The following is a 23,285-nucleotide window of genomic DNA, read 5'->3' as shown; positions in this document are numbered from 1 at the left end:
CATAAAAAAGCCCACTGCATCGCAATGGGCTGATCATAAAAATTAGAAATCGAAAGTGACGCCAAGTTTATAGGTACGTGCACCACCAACCGTTGCATAGTAAGAGTTGAACACACCTTCCCAGTATTTTTTATTAGTCACGTTATCTACATTGGCTAAGAAAGTCGTGTTTACACCACCCAGTTTTGTTTTATAGCGCGCACCAACATCAAGAATAGTATAGTCAGGAAGTTTATAGGTATTCAAACTATCTAAATATTGTTCACTAACATAGTTAGCCCGAGCATTAACATTTAAACCATCTACCACAGGTACGGCATAATCCAAACCTAATGAGGCAGTAAAGTCTGGTACACCATAAATCGTATTGCCTGAAATATCAGTGGTGCTTGTAGAACCTTTTGTATATTCAGCATCAATATAAGCCATGCTTCCCAGTAGACTTAAGTCCTCTGTGAAACTCCCTGAGAAGGACCATTCAATACCACGTGATCGACTTTCCCCACCATCTTCAGTGATCTGTGTATTACCATTAACCGCTGTCGCCAAAGCTGTTGTGATCAGAGTCGGTTTTTCAATTTGATAAAGCGCCAAGCTATTTAACCAAGAACCAGCTTGATACTTCGTCCCCACTTCATATTGCTTCGTTTCGTAAGGCTTAAACTGTTTTCCTTCATTCACATCCGCGGTAGAAGTTACTGAGTCTGCTTTTGATAAACCTTCAACATAACTTGCATAAAAAGATAAATTTTCTCCAAACGGTTTGATTACGATGCCTAAACTTGGTGAAAGCTTATTTTCATCGTATTTCACATCTGTAGTGAGACTTTCTAACTGCATATCTTGATAACGAGCACCCAAAATCAACTGAAATTTGTCATCCAACATTGAAATTTGATCCGTCAAGGTATAACTCATGAATTTATCATCTTCATAAGGTACAACTGTTGGATAGGTCGTTGGCATTGTCCCGTTCGAGTTAGGATTATAAAGATTCGTTGTAAATGATGAACTGGTCGCACGAGAGTGTTGATCGTATTCGCGATGCACATAATCTGCACGTAACCCAAGGGTATGTTTAATGGCGCCTGTATTGAATTTAGTTTCAATACCCGTATTACCACTTAGGTTATTTTCTTTAGATGCGACTCGATAGTACTGCGAAGTTGCATCACCTGCACTGTTCTGCAAGATCATACGCGTACCAAAAATATGGCCCGAATAACCTTTCTCAACATAACCCACACCTGCAAAAACTTTGGTATCAGGGGTGAATTTATATTCACCATTTAAGCCCGCATAACGGCTATAGGTTTCCCCATGAATTTGATCAAAGTAATTATTATCACCCTTTGGTGTGGCAACTACGCCTGTTTTTTGCATAGAGACCATTGCAGGTGAACCATTATCACGGTTTTCACGAATGGCATAAGCATCAAAGTTTAGTTTTAATTTATCGGTCGTATAGTCCGCTGCAATCGAACCCAGTGCTAAACGGTCATCCATACCTTCAATAAGATGCTCACCGTCTCCATATGTGCCGTTTACACGAACTCCAAATTGGTTTTGGTCACCAAAACGACGAGAAACATCTACATTGGTTTTATAATAACTCTCATCTTCTAATGACGTCGAAATACGTGTTAGATCTTGGTCGGCACGTTTAGAATTCGCAATCACTACTCCGCCAACGCTTCCTGCTGGTGCCATACCTGCAACCAAAGCATTCGGTCCTTTCAATACTGTTACCGATTCTAGTAAATCTGTTGGTATACGTCCCATAGGAGCTACAGCGTATAACCCGTTGTAAGCCATATCGTCATAGCCGACACTAAAACCACGAATTTGGAAGTTTTCGTTTAAATGACCTTGATTGGTCGTCGCACGAATACTGGCATCATTTTCTAAAACTTCCCCCACTGTAGATGCTTGTTGATCACGAATCAGTTGCTCTGTATAAGTAGAAACCGTAAATGGCGTATCAATCGTTGACTTATTCCCTAAAGCACCCAAGTCAGCTGCCTTCGCCAATTTACCATCGGCATAGCCTTGTTGTGATTGCGCTTCTGATTTTAAGGCAGGTAAAACTGAAACCTCCTCTGCAAAAGCAAGCTGTAAACAGCCTCCACCCATCATCAAAAGCCCAACAGAGCTTGCAAGAATTTTCTTAGAGAAGGATTTCATTTTAAACAACGCTTATTTTTAATGAGAATTATTATTATATGTAAAATAATTATCATTATTTATTGTATTTTATCATTTGACTTATCTATATGATCTAAAATACAAATTTAAGATTACTGCTAAAAAATACGTTTTACTCGCTCAATTTCAATACAGTTTGGTGCAGTATTATAAAATGACGCATAAGTCAGACACCTGTTCACCCCATAGGCAAAGACTTTCATGGCATTCACGTTTACACTAAGCCAATACTTAAAACAACAATGGGGAATCTATGACAAACTTAGCAACACAAGCACCGGTACTGGTTACAGGTGCATCGGGTTATATTGCCAGTTGGGTGATTCAAAAATTATTAACCCAAGGGTATACCGTTCATGCCACTGTACGTGACTTGAACAAAACCCAAAGCTTCGCGCATTTATCTAAAATTGCAGACAGCAGTGCTGGAACACTGAAACTCTTTAAAGCCAATTTGCTCGAGCCAAATTCCTTTAAAGAAGCGATGCAAGGCTGTGAAATTGTCTTTCATATGGCCTCTCCTTTCGTCGTTACTAACTATAAAGATGCAGTGAAAGACATCATTGAACCTGCTGTTTTGGGCACAGAAAATGTCTTAAACACCGTCAATGAAACCGAGTCTGTTAAACGCGTCATTGTCACTTCGAGTATTGCTTCGACCTATGGCGATGCCATTGATATTTTAAAAACAGACCACAATACTTTTAATGAAAGTCACTGGAACACCAGCAGTTCTGAGACTCATCAGCCTTATCCATATTCTAAAGTGATGGCTGAGCGTAAAGCTTGGGAAATGGCAGATGCACAAAACCGCTGGCAATTGGTTTGCATTAACCCAGCATTGGTCTTTGGTCGTTCATTGACACCAAATACGCAGTCAGGCTCAATTGAGGTCTTACAACAGTTTACCAATGGTTTGACTTTAGCTGGTGTCCCACCTATGTGGAATGGTGTAGTCGATGTTCAAGATGTTGCTGAAGCTCACTTACAAGCAGCATTCAACCCAGAAGCAACGGGTCGTTACATTGTAAGTGGTGGAACTTTAAGTCTGCTTGAAATCGGTCAATTGCTTAAAGCACATTTTGGTTGGAAGTTTCCATTTCCACGAAATGAACTTCCTAAAGCAGCTTTTAAGGTGATTGGTCCATTCATTGGATTTAGCCGCGAGTTTGTTGAATTGAATATGGGTTATCCCATTTATTTTGATGCGAACAAGAGCCAAAAAGAATTGGGTTTAGAGTATCGAGATGTCAAAGAAAGCTTGGTTGAGCACTTTCAACAATTGCTCGATGACGGTGTCATCAAGCAATATATTCCTTGAAATAAACAACCTAAGTTTGACTTAAATATTTCTCCAGCTCATTGAAAAGCAATGATCTTGGCGGAGTCTTATCAAGTTCTCACCCCATTTCATCATTAGCCTGCAGCTGGCCCTACTTTTGTTTCGGCAAAAGTAGGCAAAACCATGCTCATCTGCAAAACCTGACCACTTTTTGATGTATCAGAAATATGTCGCAGAAACATTATCTTACTTACACCACGCAGGTTGCAGATGACGTTCCCAAGTATCATATTTCTGATTTAACCTGAGTCAACAATCTAAGCCTCTAACTGACCATAATCTTTCATAAGTTGAATAAACTCAGCTTCATTGATCACAGCAATACCAAGCTTCTCCGCTTTATCCAGCTTTGAACCTGCTTTTTCACCTGCAACGACACACTTTGTTTTACTCGACACACTACCACTCACACGTGCGCCCAGTGCTTGTAGGAGCTGTGTTGCTTCATCACGCCCCATCGTACTGAGTGTCCCTGTCACGACCCAACTTTCACCATTTAAAGGTTGTCGACTTGGTGCCACAGGCGCGTCCCAATGAATACCTGCCGCCAATAATCGGTCTAAAACTTCAAGGTTATGCGGTGCTTGGAAAAAATCGACAATCCACTCCGCCGTGATATCCCCTACATCTGGAGTTTTCTTTAAAGCTTCAATGTCTGCGACACGTAGCGCATCTAAAGTTTGGAAAGTATTGGCCAACATACGTGCTGTGGTTTCACCCACTCCACGAATCCCTAGTGCATAAATAAATGCAGCCAAAGTGGTTTTCTTACTATTTTCAATCGAATCAATCAAGTTCTGAACGGACTTCTCACCCATTTTTTCAATGGTTAATAGCTTTTCTCGGTGCTCGTGTAGGTGATAAATATCAGCCACATCTTTAAGCAGATCAAGATGTAACAATGATTCGACCCAACGATCCCCCAAACCTTCAATATCAAGCGCTTTACGTGACACGAAGTGGCGAATCGCCTCAATACGCTGTGCGGCACAATACAAACCACCTGAGCAACGTGCTAAAGCTTCACCTTCGGGCATCACCACTGGCGATTCACACACGGGGCATTGGCTCGGGAGTTCAACTTCAGTCGCATCGATAGGACGGAACTCAGACCATACTTTTTCCACTTTGGGAATCACATCAAAGTGTCACCTTACAACTAACTTTTCATCACTCAGATATTATTGTAATAACTGAAATTTTGATATAAAACTAGAGCATCTTCACTAGTTGAAACTATCAAAAAGGGAATAGCTGTGATAAATCATGACGAAAGGCTCATTTTTTTATCTAAGTTTATTGGTGTAGGTGAGTTGGTCAGAAAATGGATTGATTCTAAGAGCACGAATCAGCAACCCTTGCTTTCCCTTATCTTGATTCGATACGTCGAACTGATCCATTCTCCTTTCAACAATGATGATACCAACGAGCTAATTATTAACCTTACTTACATTCGTGCTGACCTTTGCCAGCGGTATAAATTTAAATATGCGAATGAAAGGTACAAAAAGATTTGCTTGCTAATAAAGCACATGATTGATGAGAGCTATTTCAAAGGCGGAAATGTCGATGGTCTATCTTTCCTCATATGTACTCTCACTGAATCTCAATATGAAGCCTGTAAGTCTGAGAAAATTCCATTCGAGGTTTCTCTCAAGTTCAACTATGACCTTTCGAAATCAGATACAGTAGACAACGCTAAAAATCATCCCCTCTCACCTACTGTCGTGCTAAGACTTGAATACTTATCTAGCTTCCTGAATAGTGATGTATCGAAATTGATTGCTAATTTTGTATCTCAGTCAAGTATCAACCGACGAACTGAACTCACTCTGTTATTAGTGACGTACTTGAAGGTTCTATGCAAGGCACTTAATAACCGAGATACAGATATGCTACTCCAAAACCTAACATATATGCACTCGGACATCTGCCGAAGACAACGCTTTTCAATGTTCAAGCGTAATGCAGGGCACCTTAGAATGCTTGTAATGCACCTCCTTAAAGAGCGCTATTTACATGAAGGTTCAGTTTATAAATTAGCAGTTGCTTTTGATAAAGTTACCGAATCAAAGTATAAAATTTATTTGTCTGAGAGCATTCCTAAAGAAGTTTTTGATAAATTCGATCATAATTTTACTAATCCAGATTTACGCTCTAACAAAGATTCCCCACCTCTCCCACATTTTGTTAAAGAAAGGCTTGAAAACTTATCTGGAATTTTGAATGCTGATGTTTATTATTTAATTTCTAATTTTATATCTCAGTTGGGTAAGCAGCAACAAACCAAACTATCATTTTTAATAAAAACATACATAGCAGTTCTGCATGAAGCGCTTAACAATAACGATTCAGGTGAACTAGCTAAAAGCCTACACTATATTCGAATAGACCTTTACAAAAGACACACTTTTGAAAGCAGTAGAGTTTTAATCAATGCTCTTCAAACACTAATTAAGCGATTAATTAATATAGACTTTTTTAACAAAAAAGAATTAAATAAACTAGATAGCTTTCTTGCTTCAACAACTAAATCTCAATTCGAACTAATTAAGTCAGAAATTATACCAGAAGAAATATCAAATCTTTTCGCACATGAATCCAGCGCCGATGAGAACTTTAAGAAAATACTAAACTCCACCTGCACTCCAGAAATTGCTAATAGATTAAAAGAGCACGTTAACAGTTTTAAGTATAAGAAACATCATAGAGCCCCGTTAATTCAATTTTTAGAGCAAATTTCATCAACTAATATTGAGTGGTATAAACATCCCAGAATTATTCAAGGTGAGCTTTTAAAATATAGAGGTAACTTGCTTGATGAATATCACAGAAATACTGCATATAGTAAATTCCAGAACGTTAAGAACTCAATTGATGTGTTAGTTAAACATAGCCTATTGCCAAAAAACGTTGAAATGCCGGACAATTTACGTAGGTGTACAAATACGGAAAAGGTGCGAAAAGACAACCCGCTCATATGTGAAGTGGACATGTATGATGAAAAAAAGCGTGATGAATACATAAACACTCCCCAGTTTATTGAGTCTTTAAAGAGCGAACTTTCATATAACTTGTGTATCCTTGTGAAAAATGCCCAAGAGATTGTTTTTCAGGGGTACAAAAATTTTTGTAATAAAAATATCATCATAGAGCAAAGCCAGTTTGATGAATTCATGAACCACCCGCAATTTCTCACAAGTAAAACAAAAGGCAGCAATTCTAAGTCAAAGGTAAATCCTTTTTATAGCAGACATCCACTACGCTTAAATAATTTAACCGCTTATTACGATTATTATTTTAATAATCTACTAAATGGCAAAACTCAACATAATATTTACCAACTCGCTATAAGCGAAGATATCCTTGGATATCTAGGCTTAACAAGCAGTATTGCATCTGCGATGCAAACCATCATCACAGAAGAATTAGGGATTAATCCGTACTCGCTTTATAAAGTAAAAATATCATCTAACGGTCACGGCCATGAATTTGTTATAGTGGATGATGAAGGTTCTGTAAGAATTAAAGCATTAAAGCCACGAGCTAGAAACGCTCACTCAAGAAAGGCGGAAGGATCTTATAAATCATTAGCCGATATAGATGCATATGAAATAAATGCAGCAACTTGCTTAAGAATGGCATTAGAAATGACAGCAAGAATCAGAGAGACCTTGGGAATACGAGATCTATGGGTTTGCCTAACTTGTCATGGTGTCACTGTTCCAAGTCCTGAAACATTCCAAAATAAATTTAATAAGTTCTGCTTGACGCTCTCACCTCAGAACACGACTTTGCAGGAAGCTACATTAAAAAAAGTACGAGCATCAAAAGGTGTTTTAATTTATTTAAATTCAAATGGCGACTCCATCAAGACTTCGACATATTTTGGCAATACTGTTAAGACAACTCTTAATCGTTACATCCCGAAATATTTAACTGAGATAATTTACAGACTCAAAATAAGAAACTTTCAGAAGATATTTCTGTTTATGGCTACCTCATCTGATAAATTACCTTTCAAGTCACTAAATATGAGTGAGGCCGAATTTAAATTACAGCTAAAACAAGTTTTCAATAATCCAGATATGGGAGGTAATTTATACGAAAAACTAACTAACCCTTGTATAGATAATGAGGAAGATATCCCACTATATTTTTGTGTATCTGATCTAAATCTTCAGTTAGCTATAAAGTATGCGAAAGATGGTAAAGATGAGAAGTTAAAGAAAAACTGTAAAGATGTACTTGATAAGATTGGACAAGAGTCCTCAGTAATGATGAAGCATATGCTTAGGACAGCACAGTTAAATGTCGAGAAAAATAGTTCTTAGGTGTGTAAATAATGAAAAGTAATTTAAGCCCTATAAAGGAACGCATAGACCCTAATGACTTGCTAGAGACCATTGTTAATTCCTCTTACCCTAAACCTCGATGGATGTTGAACGAGTCTATAAATGATAAAACTTGGTACTTATCCAAAGTTGGTATTAGTTTAACCTTCTATAAGGGAAACATTAATAAAGCACAAAAGTTTGAATTCAAACAAAAGATTGCAGACAATGAGTATTTAACTGACAAAATTAATGAAGCATTATTAATAGATATACGTAACAGTCTTCTGTATCTTGATACAACAGGTAAAATTACAAGACCAGCTAGGATTTCGGATATCGCTCTATCTGTAATTCACCTCATCTACCATGCAAATGAATTTCGTATTTCCAAGAACGAACCTTTAGTTAGAAGCCTAGAGCAAATCAAATTCAAAGAGTTGAAACATTACTTGTTATCTTTCAATGTAGAGAGGGATTTGTTTGAAAAAGCAGTTAATTTTATATTAATAAAATGGAACTCAAGGCGCGATATAAACTGGTCTTTAATAAAAACTGAGTTTGCTCTTACAACTAGGGAATTTAAAAGTCTTAAATACAAGATAATTAAATACTTAGAATCAAAAGATGATGGCTTTTTTTCTCAAATGGCGTATAAGCGAGAATACAATAATGCATGTACACGAGAGTTTGACATAGACTTTGATTTGTATCCAAGTCAAAGTACAATCTCTAATGAAATATCTAAACTGGAAGCCTTTTTTACTGCAAGAACTGCCCAGAAATATAAGTTTCAGTATTCGCCAATGAAACTGTTTTCTGTGGGAAGGACTATTTTTGATGAAATGATCGATAGCGTGAAAACTCCATTGATGCCAATTCCATTATCCCTTCATACAATTTCCTCAGCATTACATTTTGCACGCGTTTATGGGGAACCACTTCGTCAGTACATTTCGGATTTATCTAAAGGCGAAGTTAACAGGATAAAGGAACTGGGTATAGCTTTATCAACCAGCAGGCAACATAGCCTAAAGATAAAGAATTATGTATATAAAACAACTAAGATCCCACGCGCGCTCAAACCTTTAATCATTACGTCATGGGAAAAAGCAGATTTCAATAAATTTGACTATAGCGAATTAAGAAATGGCATGTCTGTTAATATGGCTATCAGACTTTACACAGCTGCAATATGGATTCTGATCGCCAGCTTCTCTGCTGGCAGAGCAACATCATTGCGGACTTTAAACCGTAATTGCTTTGTACAATCCCCAGTTGATGGTTTGTTTGACATAGTCATGAAAATTCCTAAAAGCTCAGAAAGGTTAGAGTTAGAAAAAGTACATAGACCTATCCCTGATTTAATATACGATTACGGTCTAGAGTTCGCTTTAATGGTATGTGAACTTGAAGAAAGACGAGGTTTTATAGGAGATGAGAATGAACTATTTTTGTTTGGTTGTGCATTGTCATATAGATCAATCAGTGCGGCTCGTGAAGATGGTGGGGAAAACTCGAAATACCCTTTAAGCAGTGACTATATTAATGCTTCCATTAATATGTTTATGGACTGGATTGAATCCCCCCTAATCGATGGAAAAAGATGGTATCCATCAACACACCAATTTAGAAGACTATTTGCTGTAGTGTATTTTAACTTCTCAGATCAAGTTGGATTAGATGAGCTATCTTGGTTCATGGGTCACTCTAACCTCGATCAAACATTCTATTATGCAGAAGTGTCACCTGATGATGAATGGATCGACGAAGCTGAAGCTACTATTGCACGGATAGGGGCATCATTAAACAAGCATATTAATGGTGATCAAGCAGTGAGAAGCATCATTAACAACGCCAGACAGTCAACAAAAATTTCAACTGTACTAGAGACACTGGTCCGTAGATTGATTGACGAACATAAAGAAAGAACAGGTCAACAAGTCCGTTTCTGTAAAATTGATGGAAACGAAGTTTTCTTTTACTTTATTAAACCATGAAACTAGGAATTTAGTTATGTCAAAGTTTAAGAAGGGCGAAACTTCGAAACCAGTTATCGATAAAAAGATTGAAATATCCTCATCTATAAAGCGAAAAACTGAACTCATAAATAAGATAGAATACTTTGAAGATATACCTAGCAGCTTGGAAATGAAAAAAAACACCATCTCACAAACTTCAGTTCATAAGTGGGATGATAGTGATCTTAATATTATATCTTATTCTTACAATACAGCTCATGCTGAGCATAACTTAAAATATTTAAACGATCTAATTGATTCAATTAAAAATGCCAATCATAGGCTTTCTAAACTCTCAGAATCAGAAAGGAAGGATAAAGGTAATTCCACCGCCAGAATATCACAAAATGAAGTGAACAAACTAAAAACTGAAAACGAGGAATTACGTGTTGCATTAGCGGAAGTTTATAGAGCTTATATGAGCCTTTTAGATCAATGTCGAGAAGATAAGGAAATCGATGCTGCATATAGAAAACTTATTCTATCTCAAGCTCAAATCCTAGGTAGAAATCGACTCTGGCTGGTTAAATAATGTCTTCTGTAGTCGTTGCAAAAGATCCTAACCTTAAATTTCTCAATACTAGTAGGCGAATAGACCAACACAATGATTGCCCACTTCCCATGATTTTAAAGAAAGGTGGTAAGTTTGATTGGGATGCTAATTCATTTATTACTCATTATGGCGGTGGTTCACAAACATATAATATTCGCCCATTAGCAAAAACCGTTCAGAAAAAAGCATATAGTTTAAACTTGTTCTGTGATTTCCTTGAAGATAATTCTATAAATCTGAGTGAGATTAATGATAGCACTCTTTATCAATATATTAAGGAGTCAAAAGATAGGAATATTAAAGACGGTACTATTATTCAACATGGAAGGACTGCAATTGAGTATATAGATTATCTCAGTAAAATGTATCCAGAATGGAAACTGGGTACTACAGGGAAAGATCCAGATAAAATATTCAGCGTGCATTATGAAAAACTTAAATTCAAGAAAGGAAGTATAACAGGTGAATACTTTTATCATGAATCACTTGTCGGACTAATTAACATTGCCTCTGAAGCTGAATACGTTCATGATAACGAGTTAGTTATGTGGCTAGATGCCATCAACTGCACAACCAACCACCCAAGAATAAATACATTCCTCATAAGCAGGTGGGAAGCCTTAACCACATTACTAGATGTTACAGGCTCTAGAATAAGTGAAGCTCACGAGATAACCCGAACTATGATAAAAAAGGCAGCGGATTCATTACTCATCAGTGACAAGCAGCCAATAATCCGAAATATTCCCATAAGGAAAGGAAAATACAAAGGTAAAACTCGATCAGTGAGGACTACCCATGAGGATATTCAAGTTATTCTTTTATACGTCCATGTAATTGAAGATATGTTTCCTGATATGGAGCATGATGCTCTTTTTGTCGATTCAGTCACAGGAAAACCATTGAAATCTACTTATTTAAAAAATTATGCAAAAAAGGTTATTAACGGTAGTAAGTATTGTGAGGCTCTGAGGCACCTAACCAATCATTCTTTTCGCCATAGATTTATTACCCTTAATATCGCTAAAGCAATTAAGAAAATATCAGCACAAGGTAGCTTTACAAGTATTCTGAGTGTTGCTTCAAATGCATGCCGTAAAGTTACCATGCATGCAAACAATGAGTCTTTGTCTCATTATGTGCATCTAGCCACTGAATATAATGAAAAAAACGATCAAGCAGATATAGATATGAGCAATGTTTCTCCTCAAATTAGAATTCGTGTAAAGAAAATGATCTCAATTGCAAATTTGTTCCGCTTAAAGGAGATAAACGAAGCCGAAGCTTTAGATTCTCTTCTCTCAACGATAGATGGATTTAAGAAGTTTACCTAAAACCAATCAGCCTTTGTTCTTCAGTTCAGATATGTGAGCGGGAAATGCCCAAAGTTTCTGATGGCAGAGGACTTTTACAAGTTGGCTGCCTAAAATCGTAAGCGTCCGCTGAACCCCACTTTTTCTAACTCATTAATACCGCGATAGTGTCCACTTAAATTTAAGTGGACACCTATTTATGGATTTAAAGACAGTTATAGACAGTGCACCAACGCTAAAAAAGCCCCGTCGAACCTTCACAGCTGAATTTAAACATCAACTTATTCAGCAATGCCAGCAGCCAGATACATCAGTGGCCAAGGTAGCAATGCAACATCAGATCAATGCCAATCTGCTACATAAATGGATTCGTCAGTCCAGATCAATGCCCCCTGCATTAAAAACCCCATCCATTCCACAGACTGACTTTCTTCCGGTCATTCTTCACCCGACTCCAGTCAAACAAGAAGCACCTCTACCACCTGTGCCAGAGAAGAAAGCTGTCGCTCATATCAGGATTCCATTACATGAGGCACCAAGTTCCGCAAGGGATCAGATGATCGAGATCGACTGGCCGGTGGAGTCAGTAACTGAATTACTGTTGCTGATCCAGGGTTTGACTCAATGATTCGTATTGATGAGATCTGGTTGTCTACCCAGCCGATGGACATGCGTGCAGGGATGGATACAGCCATGGCTCAGGTGCTGAGAGCCTTTGGCTACATCAAACCGCATTGCGCTTACCTGTTCTGTAATAAGCGTGGCCATCGTATGAAAGTGCTGGTGCATGATGGACTGGGTATCTGGCTGTGTGCCCGGCGGCTGGAACAGGGGAAATTCCACTGGGCTAAAGTTCACCAGGGTGAAAGTATGGCGATCAGCCCGGAGCAGTTACAGGCACTGATCCAGGGTTTGCCCTGGCAAAGAATCGGACTGCAGCAAGTGGTAACAATGCTCTAAACCAGGCTCATCCATTCTGCTATTCTCCAAACGTTCTATTTCCTCTGCATCATGACCTCAGGCATACTGCGGTCATGAATACGCTGCCTGATTTAAGCCAACTGACCCATGAACAACTGCTGGAATTTACCAGACAGTTGGCGATGCAGCATCAGTCTCTGGCACAATCTAAACAACAACTGGAACAATCAAATCAGCAATTAGATGCCAGAGTTCAACATCTTGAAGTCACCAATCAGCAATTAGATTCTAAAGTTCAACATCTTTCTATTCTCAATCAAAAATACGAGCATGAGCTTGCACTATTTAAACAGCATAAATTCGGCAGTAAAAACGAACATCTAACCGCAAAACAAATCCATCTCTGGGATGAAGCGGTTGAAGAAGATATTGCAGCGGTTGATCTGGAACTGGAACGACTGAATGCAGATAAAACCAATGCAGCTGCACAGAAAGCCCCAGTCAACAAACCTAAACGTCGGCTGTTGCCAGATCATCTACACACCCTCCGTATTGAGCATGAACCTGAATCAACACAATGCAGTTGTGGCTGTACCTTGCGTCGTATCGGTGAAGATGTCAGTGAAAAACTGAATTTCAGACCGGCACAGTTCTATAAGGAACAGCATGTGCGTGGTAAATGGGTCTGTGATCAGTGTGACACTCTGACTCAGCAAGCGATGCCAGCCTATGTGATTGATAAAGGCATTGCTTCACCTGAATTGCTTAGCCATGTGCTGGTGTCAAAGTATGCCGATCATTTGCCTTTGTACCGTCAACGTCAAATCTTTCTACGCGCAGGTGTTGATCTGTCTAGATCAACGTTATCTGACTGGATTGGCCGCTGTGGGGTGGAACTGGAACCTCTGGCCAATGCCTTAAAACAGGTGGTACTGCAACAGCAGGTGATCCATGCAGATGAAACACCGGTGACGGTCATGCAGATGGGTGAAAATGAGAAAAAGCCCAAAAAAGGTTATGTCTGGGCCTATGCCAGCACACAGTACAATCCAGTTCAGGCAGTGATCTATGACTTTCAAGATAGCCGTTCTGGCCAGCATGCTGAAGACTTCCTGAAAGGCTGGCAGGGTCATTTGGTCTGTGATGATTACAGTGGTTATAAAGCACGCTTTAGATCAGGTCAGGTCATTGAGGTGGGCTGCATGGCACATGCACGTCGTAAATTCCATGAACTACATGTGACCAAGAAAAGTCAGGTCGCTGAACAGGCATTAGTGCTGATTCAGAAATTATATGCGATAGAAGCAGAATTAAGAAAAAAGACGGATGGTACAGCGGAAGACCGCTGCGAATACCGACAACAGCATAGTCAACCGGTCATGCAACAACTATATGAATGGCTCAACCAACATCAGCTGACGGTGCCATCGAGTTCTCCAACCGCCCGGGCGATCAATTACAGCCTAAAACGTTGGACTGCTTTAAGCCGCTATCTGGATGATGGCAATCTACCCATTGACAATAATTGGATAGAGAACCAAATGCGTCCCTGGGCCTTGGGGCGTAAGAACTGGCTATTTGCAGGTTCGCTGCGCAGTGGTCAACGAGCTGCCAATATCATGACTTTAATCCAGTCAGCAAAGCTGAATGGCTTGGATCCGTATGCCTATTTAAGTGATGTGCTGAAAAGGTTGCCAACACATAAAGTGCCCCAAATAGAAGAATTACTACCTCACCGCTGGAAACCTGAACCCCGTTAAAACTTGGCGATGGCGTTCAGCGGATGCTTACATAAATCCGAGAATTATCGTATGATTTAAAAAATTCAAAAGAATAAACGGTAGTCGACGCTTTTTATGCCTAAATACATCCGTAGCACCTTGATGATGACCACTCTCGTTTCGCTTTTGAGTGGTTGCCAAGTGGTCAGTGTGAAAAATCAATCACTGAACGTCACGATTACCAATGAGCGTGAGAGTATTTTAACGCGGGATAAGCTCAGTGAAGCGAGTCTAAACGTGCTGTCTATGACGGGTCGAGAAGCCAAAATCTGTTCAGAGCAACCTGAAGAATGCGTCAGTGAACTCAAACAAATTCCACAAATTCAAGATGAACAGCTCCTCTCTACTGCCAGCGAACTCTATCTCGCTAAAGCACTTTCCTTAGAAAAATCATCTGCCTGTAAAGTGAGTATTTTAACCAAGACTCAGTCCGAAGAAAAAAAAGCGCTACAAAAACAAAACTACCAAAGCTGCCTAGATGAGCAACTCGGCATGTTGGATAAAAGCATTCGCTATAGTTATGCCTACATGTTTAACACCAAACGTGGCCCACAAGACCGTATTTTTGATAACCGTCAAGTCCAACTCCGTGACTTTTATAACCAAGCTATCGCTAAGCTTGTAAATAGTTATCGCTTACGCCATGGGCCATCTGAAGTCGGCAATCAAATAAAAGTGGGGCAAAGTATTTACCGCATAAATTATGACAACTACCCACTTTTAAAAAACCGTCAAGTTGAACAACTGATGTCAACTTACAATATGAACTTTTCAGGCCTACGCTCTATCACACGTCGCGATGGTTTTGGTTCAGAGTTTCTGATTGTCCTCCCACCCGAGCACAATGACACCTCACCAGAAAAAGCCAAATATATTGTCGATCCACTGCATTATCAGTACACCAATGGTCGTAATCCTAACATTCACAATGCCCGTTATTTAGCAGCGACTATTACCGCACAACCACGCTCTGCATCCAATATCGATGAGATCTTAAACAACCCTGAGTTTGAAATCTCAGCTTATGATCCCTATAAGTTTGAATCTGCGAAAATTGCAGGCAAAAGTTACCCTCTTGCTGCAAACTTTTCTGCGCCTTATGGCTTATGGTTGGCACAAAACAATTTAGGTAAAGCCGCGTATTTATCACTGATTGATCGTGATGCACGCCTCACTATGCCGCACCTATACATGCTTGAGCCGTACAACCCAAATAAAAAAGTGGTGGTGCTCGTTCACGGACTAGCCAGTAGTCCAGAGGCATGGATTCGTTTGACGAATGATGTCATGGGCGATCCCGTGCTACGTGAACACTATCAAGTCTGGCAAGTGTTCTACTCGACCAATATGCCAATTTTGGAAAGTCGTTTCCAAATCTATGCAATCATTCAACAAAGTTTTAATTTGGTCGATAGCAAAGCGCCTGCCAAAAAGGATGCCGTGCTAGTGGGTCATAGTATGGGCGGTATTATTGCGCGGCTTTTGGTAAGCGATGCTGACTTAACCCCTGCGGCAATGAAACTGCTACCCAATCGACGTGTGCAACAATTTAAAAATGATCCTCTGTTTAAATCGCGCCTCGACATTCAACCGATTCCAAATTTCAGTCGGGCCATTTTCTTAGCAGCGCCACATCGTGGGACAGAGTTTGCTGACCGCTGGTTTACCCTCGCGGCGCGTAAAGTCATTCGTCTACCAGGTGCATTTTTGGGGGCACTGACCGATGTTATACAAAGTAGTGACCCTGACCTACAAGAATTTATTAAAGATGTAGATAATGGACTCATACAAAATGGGCCAAGTGATCTCAGCAAGAACTCTAACTTCACTCGGTTAACTAAAAACGTCGTTCCATACAAAGGCATGAAATTCCACAGCATCATGGGGAATGCGACCAAAAGTGATGACATCAATATCATTACAGACGATGTCGTGCCTTATACGAGTGCCCATCTAGATGGTGCATTGTCTGAGAAGATTATTAAAGGTGGACATTCTATTCAAGAAACGCCTGAAGCTGTTCTTGAGTTACGTCGTATCCTACGGTTGCAGCTGACTGAACTCGGTCTGTATAAGCCTTAAATCTTAAAAAGCCTAAACAGATGTTTAGGCTTTTTTATTTTTGCTTTACACCTAATGCCTACAGCAATAATCACTTGGCTGTTTAACAACTGTTCGCTTTATAGATGATTTATTGTTTAGTCGTTTTCAATTTTGCTAAGATATTGCCATTCATACAATAGCTGTTCATAGCGCATAAATACACACGGTAAGCGGTGTCGCTCGGTCTATTTTTATATTGTGCATTTTCAAAGATTTAAGGATTTCACCTACATGAGCAATTCGGGAATCATAACTGATTTGTCCACACTCACACCCATGATGCAACAGTACATGGGCGTCAAAATGCAACATCCGCACTCTTTGATGTTCTATCGTATGGGTGACTTCTACGAGCTGTTCTTTGAAGATGCACACAAGGCCGCTAAACTTCTCGGGATTACCCTGACCCATCGTGGCAAAGCCAATGGTGAACCCATCCCTATGGCAGGTGTTCCTTACCATGCAGCTGAAGGCTACCTTGCTCGCTTGGTGAAAAAAGGCGAAACCGTCGTTATTTGCGAGCAAATTGGTGAAGTCACAGGTAAGGCCCCTGTTGAACGTGGCGTTGTCCGGATTATTACCTAAAATCTCCCAAGTGAAAGTCTCCTACTAATTCAGCACACATCAGAGTTTATATCTTACAAAATAAGCTTAGGCTCATATTCTGATATAAATCTACTACCGATTCCTAATTAAAAAGATCACCCAATACATCTTCAGAAACAAAAATTTCTTTTAACTTTGTCTAAAACCTTATTAGGATGTCCAACTAAGACATGAATGGATGTCCGAATGTTGATTTTTCACTTTAGCATCCTGCTTAGAATCGTTTGTATTAACTATATTTGGCTAAAGCTTCTTTAAATAAATTCTCACTTTCATCTTTGAATCTAGTCTGTTGGTTATTTAATTCAAAAAATTTTGCGTATAAATTTTTATAAATTATATCGTGAGCTTTATTGTGAACTGTTTCATCTGAAGGATTGTCCATCTCAAAGCTACCTTCTAAGCATAAATTCATTATAGTTAGAATGTCCTCTTTAGAGATTTCATCTAATGGTTTCCAGCTCTTGCCATCTAATGAAAAAAAGCCCTTACCATTTTCAATTTTCAAGCACTTCATAACCTTTCCTTCTATCTAAATAAGGTTCACTACCTGCTTCTAAGCAATTAAGTAATACTGCATGATTATTTGTTTCTTTGCCATTAAGACTAACTAATACTTTATCTGTAGGGTAGCCAGTGTACAATTCGTACTGCTCTTTACCTTGAACATCCTTACTTTTACAAGTATATACCAAATAATCAGGTTTTATTGATGCACCAACAGTACTGTTGTGTGTTACGAGAATCACTGGCATATATTCAGATATCTCTTTGATTAGAGTATTAACTTTTTGAAATAGAAATCTATTATCAAATGATGATTCAGGTTCATCAATTAGCAGAAGGTCATACTGACTAGCATCGCTTATTTCTTGTAAAAGCCTATATTCTGAACGCTCCCCACCAGATACTTGATAACCAGAAGCGTTTAAGATGTTATAGCTTATTTTTGTGAATAGTTTGTGGTAGTCAGTTTCAGCTAAAGATTCAATTTTTCTAAGCTCTTCAAGGTAAGTAAAGCCATTCGAATCATATTGAGAAAATGCATTAGCAAAAGATATTTGTTTTCCCAAAGTTGAACCAATGTCCCTAGCATTAGTAAATTCATTTCTTTTTGCGATCTTAGAAAAACCTTGGATATCATGCCTTAGAAATTCTTTTTCTTGCTTTATTAAGCTACATAAGGCATTAAACTTGTCAACTTTCTTCTGATCGAGTGCAAGCTTATATAAATTAATCTCTTTGATCGGTGACGCTGATGTGTGCATCTTTAATTCAAATTGGATATTATCGATAATGTCATTAACAAATGATTTTTTTAATTCCATCGCATAGTTTTTATTATGTTCAATGATTAAATCTATAATCAATAGCTTTAGACTATCATCCGAAATGTGTCTATTTATAATCTCTTTAAATCCCGATGAGTCAGCTAAACTCATTGTAGCTTGGACTAGCTTCTTAAGTGAAGATAAATCATCTATAGTAAATTTTGACTCTGTAAAGAGCTTAGCTTTAGCAAAAGCATCAAGTTTGTCGGTTTCTGATGCATGTTTCAGTAAAGACTCAATAAACTCATTAAGTTCTCTATTTGATCGAGTGATATCAACATCTCTCATTATGTCTACGCATTCTTTAAATTCTTTTAAGTGGTCTTCAGTGATTCTAGAATGAGTAGTGCTAAGGTTTTTTGAAAATTCTTTTTCATCATCTTCATCTTTCTGTAAAAGAGAAAATTGTTTAATATACTTAATTTTTACATCTTCAGTATCATTTTGATTTGCAATTAAATTTAAAGTATGTGATTTACCTGACGATCTTTCGCCTATAACAACATTTAAGCCAGTAGATAATTTTAGACCATTATTTAATGCTTCAAAAAAATGGTGTCCATCTTCTTTAGAAAGGTGCACTTTGTGTTTGTCGGATAATGCAACTTTAAGAGCTGTAAGTGTAATATCACCGATATCTACATATGTTTGTCTAGCAGGAATATGTGTTAGTCTTTCTTCCATACGTAAATCACTAAAACAAACTGGTACTAAAGCTGTTTTATCTTTAATTGAGTAAGCAAATTTCCTTGGACTAGTTACTTCTCCTGCTGTTATAAAATTTGATAGTTGATTTAACGTTTCTTCTTTGATTTCAGGTGACTTCTTGTAATGAGGTATTAGAAGATAATTTGAAAGTTCTACAAATACGTCTCGAAACTCCGCAATAGATATTGACGTTTCTTTATCAGGAATCATTTCTGTAATTTTATCACAACGCATTTTAAAATCATGTAGCTCATTATCTTCAGCAATGACTAAAATATGTGTTCCTTCTATATCAATTTCGATTCCTGGAAATACTTTAATTCCAAGCTGACTTTTAATTTCTTGGAATTGTAGTAGGTCAAACATATTATGATTAGTTATTGCAATAGCATCTAACTTGCCTTCTGATACGTACCACACTAGCCGTTCCATGCAAAAGCTAAAGTATTTGTCACTGGGAGTACTAACAGTATGAATGTGCAAGTCAATTTTTTTCATTTTTTAATTGTTCACATATAGTAGAATTTAAAATAACTCAAGATAAGTATATAAAATTTATCATGATAATAAAGATATTTTACTTAATTTTGTTGATAGTTTAAGCCACAGCTTCATTAAACGCTTCTACAACCCCAAATATGTTGTCAACATCCCCATCAGCAAATACACCATCAATCCCTTCATAGTGGATTTGATTAAAAGGTGGTTCATATAACTGTGTAGCTTCTAGCACACCATTTTTCGTTAAATGATCAATCAGCATTTCTACAAAACGAATCTGTTTCTCGTTATAGGTTGATCCTTGTAAATACTTAGAAAAGGCTTCTTGTACCGCCTGACGATCTAAGCCCACCAAAGAACGTATGAAAAGAGGAAGAGATTTTTCTGTTCCAAAACATTCTTCAAACTTATCTCGGCTTTCTACTTCTTGCGCTTCAAAGACAAAGCGTTCAAGCTCGCTTAAGTCAGTCGGTGTAAGAGCCAAACCACGCTTAAGTTTGGCAATGGTAATATGGTTTTCATTGGCTTTAATAAAGCTTTCGACACGCTTACGGTATTGTGCAAGGTTTACGCCACTTGAAACGACTGGTATATCGACTGCTTGCATATCTCCAATTTCATCATCAAGCATAGAATACACAATAGTCGATGTGGATTTTTCAATCAGTTTCACCAAGCCACGAATACGTTTACGCATCGCTTCGAGCATTGGCAAGGTAATACCTTTCCAATATTCCACGGTTTGAATATCTTGAATCAGCGCAATCTGTTCTGCAACAACAGGAATATTTTCTTTGCTTTCCAGCTTAGAAGCAATTTCAATCACTTTATTGGCATAACTCTGAATCGCTGTATTGTTCTTTTCCAATACTGCCAACTCAAGGTTGTAGCAAAGCATATCAAACAATTTAGCTTCTAAAGTTTCAGGCTCAAGTTGGTTTGGTAATTTAGAAATGTGTTCTCGTAATGTTCCTATCGCAAGGTCATCTAAGTTGTTCCAAGCATCATCATTTTTGAAATGTTCAACATGCTCAAGTTCAGATTTCACAATGAAATTCTCATTGTTCATAGACTTCACTTCAGTCTGTAAACTCTGACGCATATCTTGCTGTACAGCTTTTAACTCTTCGGTGGCATCGTCCTTCGCATTGAGCAGACTCAGGATATTTAAACGTGCTTTAAACAAACGTTGTCCAAGAGGTTCTGTGGTCGATACAGGCGCACCATCTGGATTTTCATTGAAGTATTCAAAGTTAGAGCAATAATCGAAAATAAAGAATTCTTTTTTATCTTTTTCAGGGCTAAACAATTCTTTGCAGAGTCGTGTACCACGCCCAATCATCTGCATAAATTTGACTTTAGAGCGAACCGCTTTAAAGAATACTAAGTTGACCACTTCAGGCACATCAATCCCTGTATCGAGCATATCCACTGAAATCGCAATCTGTGGCTCAGGTAAATCTTTCTTGCTAAAGTCATCAATTAAGCTTTGTGGATACTTAGTGGCATGAGTAATGACACGGGCAAACTTGCCATCATATTGCGGATAGTTTTCATTGAAGCGATCAGCAATAAACTGGGCATGTTTTTGATTGACGGCAAAGATAATGGTTTTACCAAGACGATCACCGCCTTCGGTTTTAATGCCATTTTCCATCAAGTGCTTGAGCATTAAATCAATCGTGCCTGTATTAAACAGCTCTTTATTAATCTTGGATGCTGAGACTTCTTCAGGTGCATCTTCATCGCCCCAATTTAGGCTATCCCAATGTTGTTTTTCTTCTTCGGAAAGTTCGTCATATTTCACACCTTCACGCATGAATTTGAGCGGAACGGAATAGGCTTTAGGTGTTACAAGATAACCATCGGCAATGGCTTGATCTAAATCATAGTAATCAGTTGGGACACCACTTTCTAAGCCAAACAGTGCGTATGTATCACGGTCTACTTCATCGCGTGGCGTTGCAGTTAAACCGACAAGCAAGCTGTCGAAGTATTTAAAAATCTCGCCAAATTTTTGATAAACGCTGCGGTGTGCTTCATCAATAATAATCAGGTCAAACATGCCTGTACCGAATTGGCGTGTACCGTCCGCATTTTTTTCATCAATTAAGCCCATCATAGTTTGATAGGTAGAGAAATACACTCGACCAACCTGATTTTTATCCTCAAGTAAATTGACGAATGAAGCATCTTTTAAATTGGCTTTAAAGGCGTTGTGTGCCTGATTGACCAATGAAGTGCGGTCTGCAAGGAATAAGGCTTTTTGCACCACATTGGCTTTCATCAGCACATCAACCAGTGCAATGGCGGTACGGGTTTTACCTGTGCCTGTTGCCATAATCAGTAAGCCTGCACGTTCTTTACGTTGATAGGCTGCAAGCATGGCTTTGATGGCACGAGTTTGGTAGTAACGCTCGACAATGTCCGCATTGATCGGGAAGCTACTTAAATCAGGGTTGTTCTTACGTCTTTCGATCAGACGCTTGAGTTCTGCCTGCGTATAAAAGCCATGAACTAAGCGTGGTGGGCCACCTTGCACATCATTCCAGATTCGGGTTTTGTAACCATTGGTATAGAAAATGACAGGTCGTTGTCCTGTTTGTTGCTCTAAACAGTCTGCATAGAGCTTGGCTTGTTGTTGCCCAATATCAGGGTCAGTCGATGTGCGTTTGGCTTCAACCACAGCCAAAGGCAAGCCATTGGCATCATACAGCACATAATCCACTGCACCTTTACCCGATGGGCTCGGCATACCTGTTACAGCAACTTCCTCTCGAACCGTTGTGCCAATTTCCCAACCTGCTTCTTCAAGCATGAGGTCAATTTTAAGCTTTCGGGTTTCGTCTTCTTTATAGTCGGTATGGTCTTGAACTTTACTGTTGGCAAGCTTGGCTTGTTCAACGTCTGCACGTTTTTGTGCAAGTTCAGCATCAATATCGGCAAGTAATTTTTCACGCTCTTCTAAACTGGCGGACAGTTCAAATAGTTTTTGTTCCCGTTCCCGTAACGCTTTATGTTGTTCTGCAAACTGTTTTTCTTTAGCTTCTGTTTCTTTTTGCAGTTGTTCTTTATTGGCGGTGATTTGCTGAGTATTGTCAGCATTTGGTATTAGTTTTGGATTAAATAAAATCGACTGAGAGCGGTCTTTTGACGGTGAACCATAGTTACGCTCAAACCAAACATACATCAAAAATAAATGGCTGATGTGTTTTACAGTTTCTTCAGTGGTGAGCTGCTTGAACTTTTTCCCATGTACGGCACTGTTGCCGACCATGCGGATGTTGTCCATTTTGTCCCAAATATAAGGTGGAATTAGGTCTTTAAACTTTATGTCGTTGAGTAAGTTATGCAGTGAAGCATCGTAAGGCTGAGTCAGTTTTTTGTCGTATTGATACAGCCACAGTACAAGGTTTTCAAGTGAGGTACGAGCAGCAGCAAGGGCAAACTGAGGGGATATATACGTGAGCTTTTCGGCTTCTTTGGCAGTCGCTGCCAAGCTTTTAAATTCAGGTTCTAAAAACTGAAAATTGCTCATGTATATATTCCCTCATATTTTTTAATTA

Annotated in this window: 13 protein-coding genes and 2 pseudogenes; 10 read left to right on the top strand and 5 right to left on the bottom strand. The window is 38.7% G+C overall.

The features are described from left to right. Positions 1 to 42 precede the first annotated feature (42 nt). Positions 43 to 2,184 carry a TonB-dependent receptor gene (locus AC4CUZ_RS07510; RefSeq protein ID WP_490747451.1) on the bottom strand — a complete coding sequence of 714 codons (2,142 nt, stop codon included), beginning with the start codon at positions 2,182 to 2,184 and terminating at the stop codon, positions 43 to 45. 274 nt (positions 2,185 to 2,458) lie between these two features. On the opposite strand from AC4CUZ_RS07510, the gene AC4CUZ_RS07505 reads away from it, so the two are divergent. Continuing rightward, complete coding sequence (locus AC4CUZ_RS07505; protein WP_490747450.1) at positions 2,459 to 3,526, top strand: SDR family oxidoreductase; 1,068 nt, start codon at positions 2,459 to 2,461, stop codon at positions 3,524 to 3,526. A 278-nt stretch (positions 3,527 to 3,804) separates the two neighbouring features. Here the strand turns inward: AC4CUZ_RS07505 and AC4CUZ_RS07500 are convergent. After that, positions 3,805 to 4,689 (bottom strand): annotated as a pseudogene (locus AC4CUZ_RS07500) (helix-hairpin-helix domain-containing protein); the annotation flags it as partial. Positions 4,690 to 5,769: 1,080 nt separating this feature from the next. Between AC4CUZ_RS07500 and AC4CUZ_RS07495 the strand changes: the two are divergent. The 9 genes and pseudogenes from AC4CUZ_RS07495 to AC4CUZ_RS07455 all read left to right on the top strand — a co-directional run. Further along, the gene (locus AC4CUZ_RS07495; protein ID WP_490748057.1) at positions 5,770 to 7,881 is read left to right on the top strand and encodes a hypothetical protein; all 2,112 of its coding nucleotides are present in this window, start codon (positions 5,770 to 5,772) and stop codon (positions 7,879 to 7,881) included. Between the two features lie 11 nt (positions 7,882 to 7,892). Continuing rightward, entirely contained in the window at positions 7,893 to 9,881 is a 1,989-nt protein-coding gene (locus AC4CUZ_RS07490) for a hypothetical protein (protein ID WP_490747449.1), read from the top strand. A 16-nt stretch (positions 9,882 to 9,897) separates the two neighbouring features. Then, positions 9,898 to 10,434, top strand: a complete 537-nt coding sequence (locus AC4CUZ_RS07485) for a hypothetical protein (RefSeq protein WP_004695280.1) — start codon at positions 9,898 to 9,900, stop codon at positions 10,432 to 10,434. Beyond that, positions 10,434 to 11,789: a site-specific integrase gene (locus AC4CUZ_RS07480; RefSeq protein WP_490747448.1), complete on the top strand. Its 1,356-nt coding sequence runs from the start codon at positions 10,434 to 10,436 to the stop codon at positions 11,787 to 11,789. Before AC4CUZ_RS07485 ends, AC4CUZ_RS07480 begins: the two co-directional genes overlap by 1 nt. 178 nt (positions 11,790 to 11,967) lie before the next feature. Next, the gene (gene tnpA, locus AC4CUZ_RS07475) at positions 11,968 to 12,396 is read left to right on the top strand and encodes an IS66-like element accessory protein TnpA (protein WP_000364662.1); all 429 of its coding nucleotides are present in this window, start codon (positions 11,968 to 11,970) and stop codon (positions 12,394 to 12,396) included. Next, positions 12,393 to 12,728 carry an IS66 family insertion sequence element accessory protein TnpB gene (gene tnpB / locus AC4CUZ_RS07470; protein ID WP_000618090.1) on the top strand — a complete coding sequence of 112 codons (336 nt, stop codon included), beginning with the start codon at positions 12,393 to 12,395 and terminating at the stop codon, positions 12,726 to 12,728. Before tnpA ends, tnpB begins: the two co-directional genes overlap by 4 nt. A gap of 74 nt (positions 12,729 to 12,802) precedes the next feature. Further along, positions 12,803 to 14,449 (top strand): IS66-like element ISAba17 family transposase, encoded by a 1,647-nt coding sequence (locus tag AC4CUZ_RS07465; RefSeq protein WP_001094416.1) that lies wholly within the window; start codon positions 12,803 to 12,805, stop codon positions 14,447 to 14,449. Between the two features lie 96 nt (positions 14,450 to 14,545). Then, the gene (locus tag AC4CUZ_RS07460) at positions 14,546 to 16,552 is read left to right on the top strand and encodes an esterase/lipase family protein (RefSeq protein WP_314341491.1); all 2,007 of its coding nucleotides are present in this window, start codon (positions 14,546 to 14,548) and stop codon (positions 16,550 to 16,552) included. 252 nt (positions 16,553 to 16,804) lie between these two features. Continuing rightward, positions 16,805 to 17,155, top strand: a pseudogene (locus AC4CUZ_RS07455) (MutS N-terminal domain-containing protein); the annotation flags it as partial. A gap of 253 nt (positions 17,156 to 17,408) precedes the next feature. On the opposite strand, the gene AC4CUZ_RS07450 reads toward AC4CUZ_RS07455, so the two are convergent. The 3 genes from AC4CUZ_RS07450 to AC4CUZ_RS07440 all read right to left on the bottom strand — a co-directional run bounded on the left by AC4CUZ_RS07450 (position 17,409) and on the right by AC4CUZ_RS07440 (position 23,257). Further along, the gene (locus AC4CUZ_RS07450) at positions 17,409 to 17,696 is read right to left on the bottom strand and encodes a hypothetical protein (protein ID WP_279683774.1); all 288 of its coding nucleotides are present in this window, start codon (positions 17,694 to 17,696) and stop codon (positions 17,409 to 17,411) included. After that, positions 17,677 to 19,716, bottom strand: coding sequence for a PHP domain-containing protein (locus AC4CUZ_RS07445; protein ID WP_490747447.1), 2,040 nt, complete (start codon positions 19,714 to 19,716; stop codon positions 17,677 to 17,679). Before AC4CUZ_RS07445 ends, AC4CUZ_RS07450 begins: the two co-directional genes overlap by 20 nt. A gap of 100 nt (positions 19,717 to 19,816) precedes the next feature. Beyond that, positions 19,817 to 23,257, bottom strand: coding sequence for a DEAD/DEAH box helicase family protein (locus AC4CUZ_RS07440; RefSeq protein WP_490747446.1), 3,441 nt, complete (start codon positions 23,255 to 23,257; stop codon positions 19,817 to 19,819). Between the last annotated feature and the right edge of the window lie 28 nt (positions 23,258 to 23,285).

The organism is Acinetobacter sp. 789_lipA, from assembly GCF_058242845.1.
Note: the sequence above shows the minus strand (reverse complement) of the source record. Positions and strands in the feature narration are given on the sequence as shown.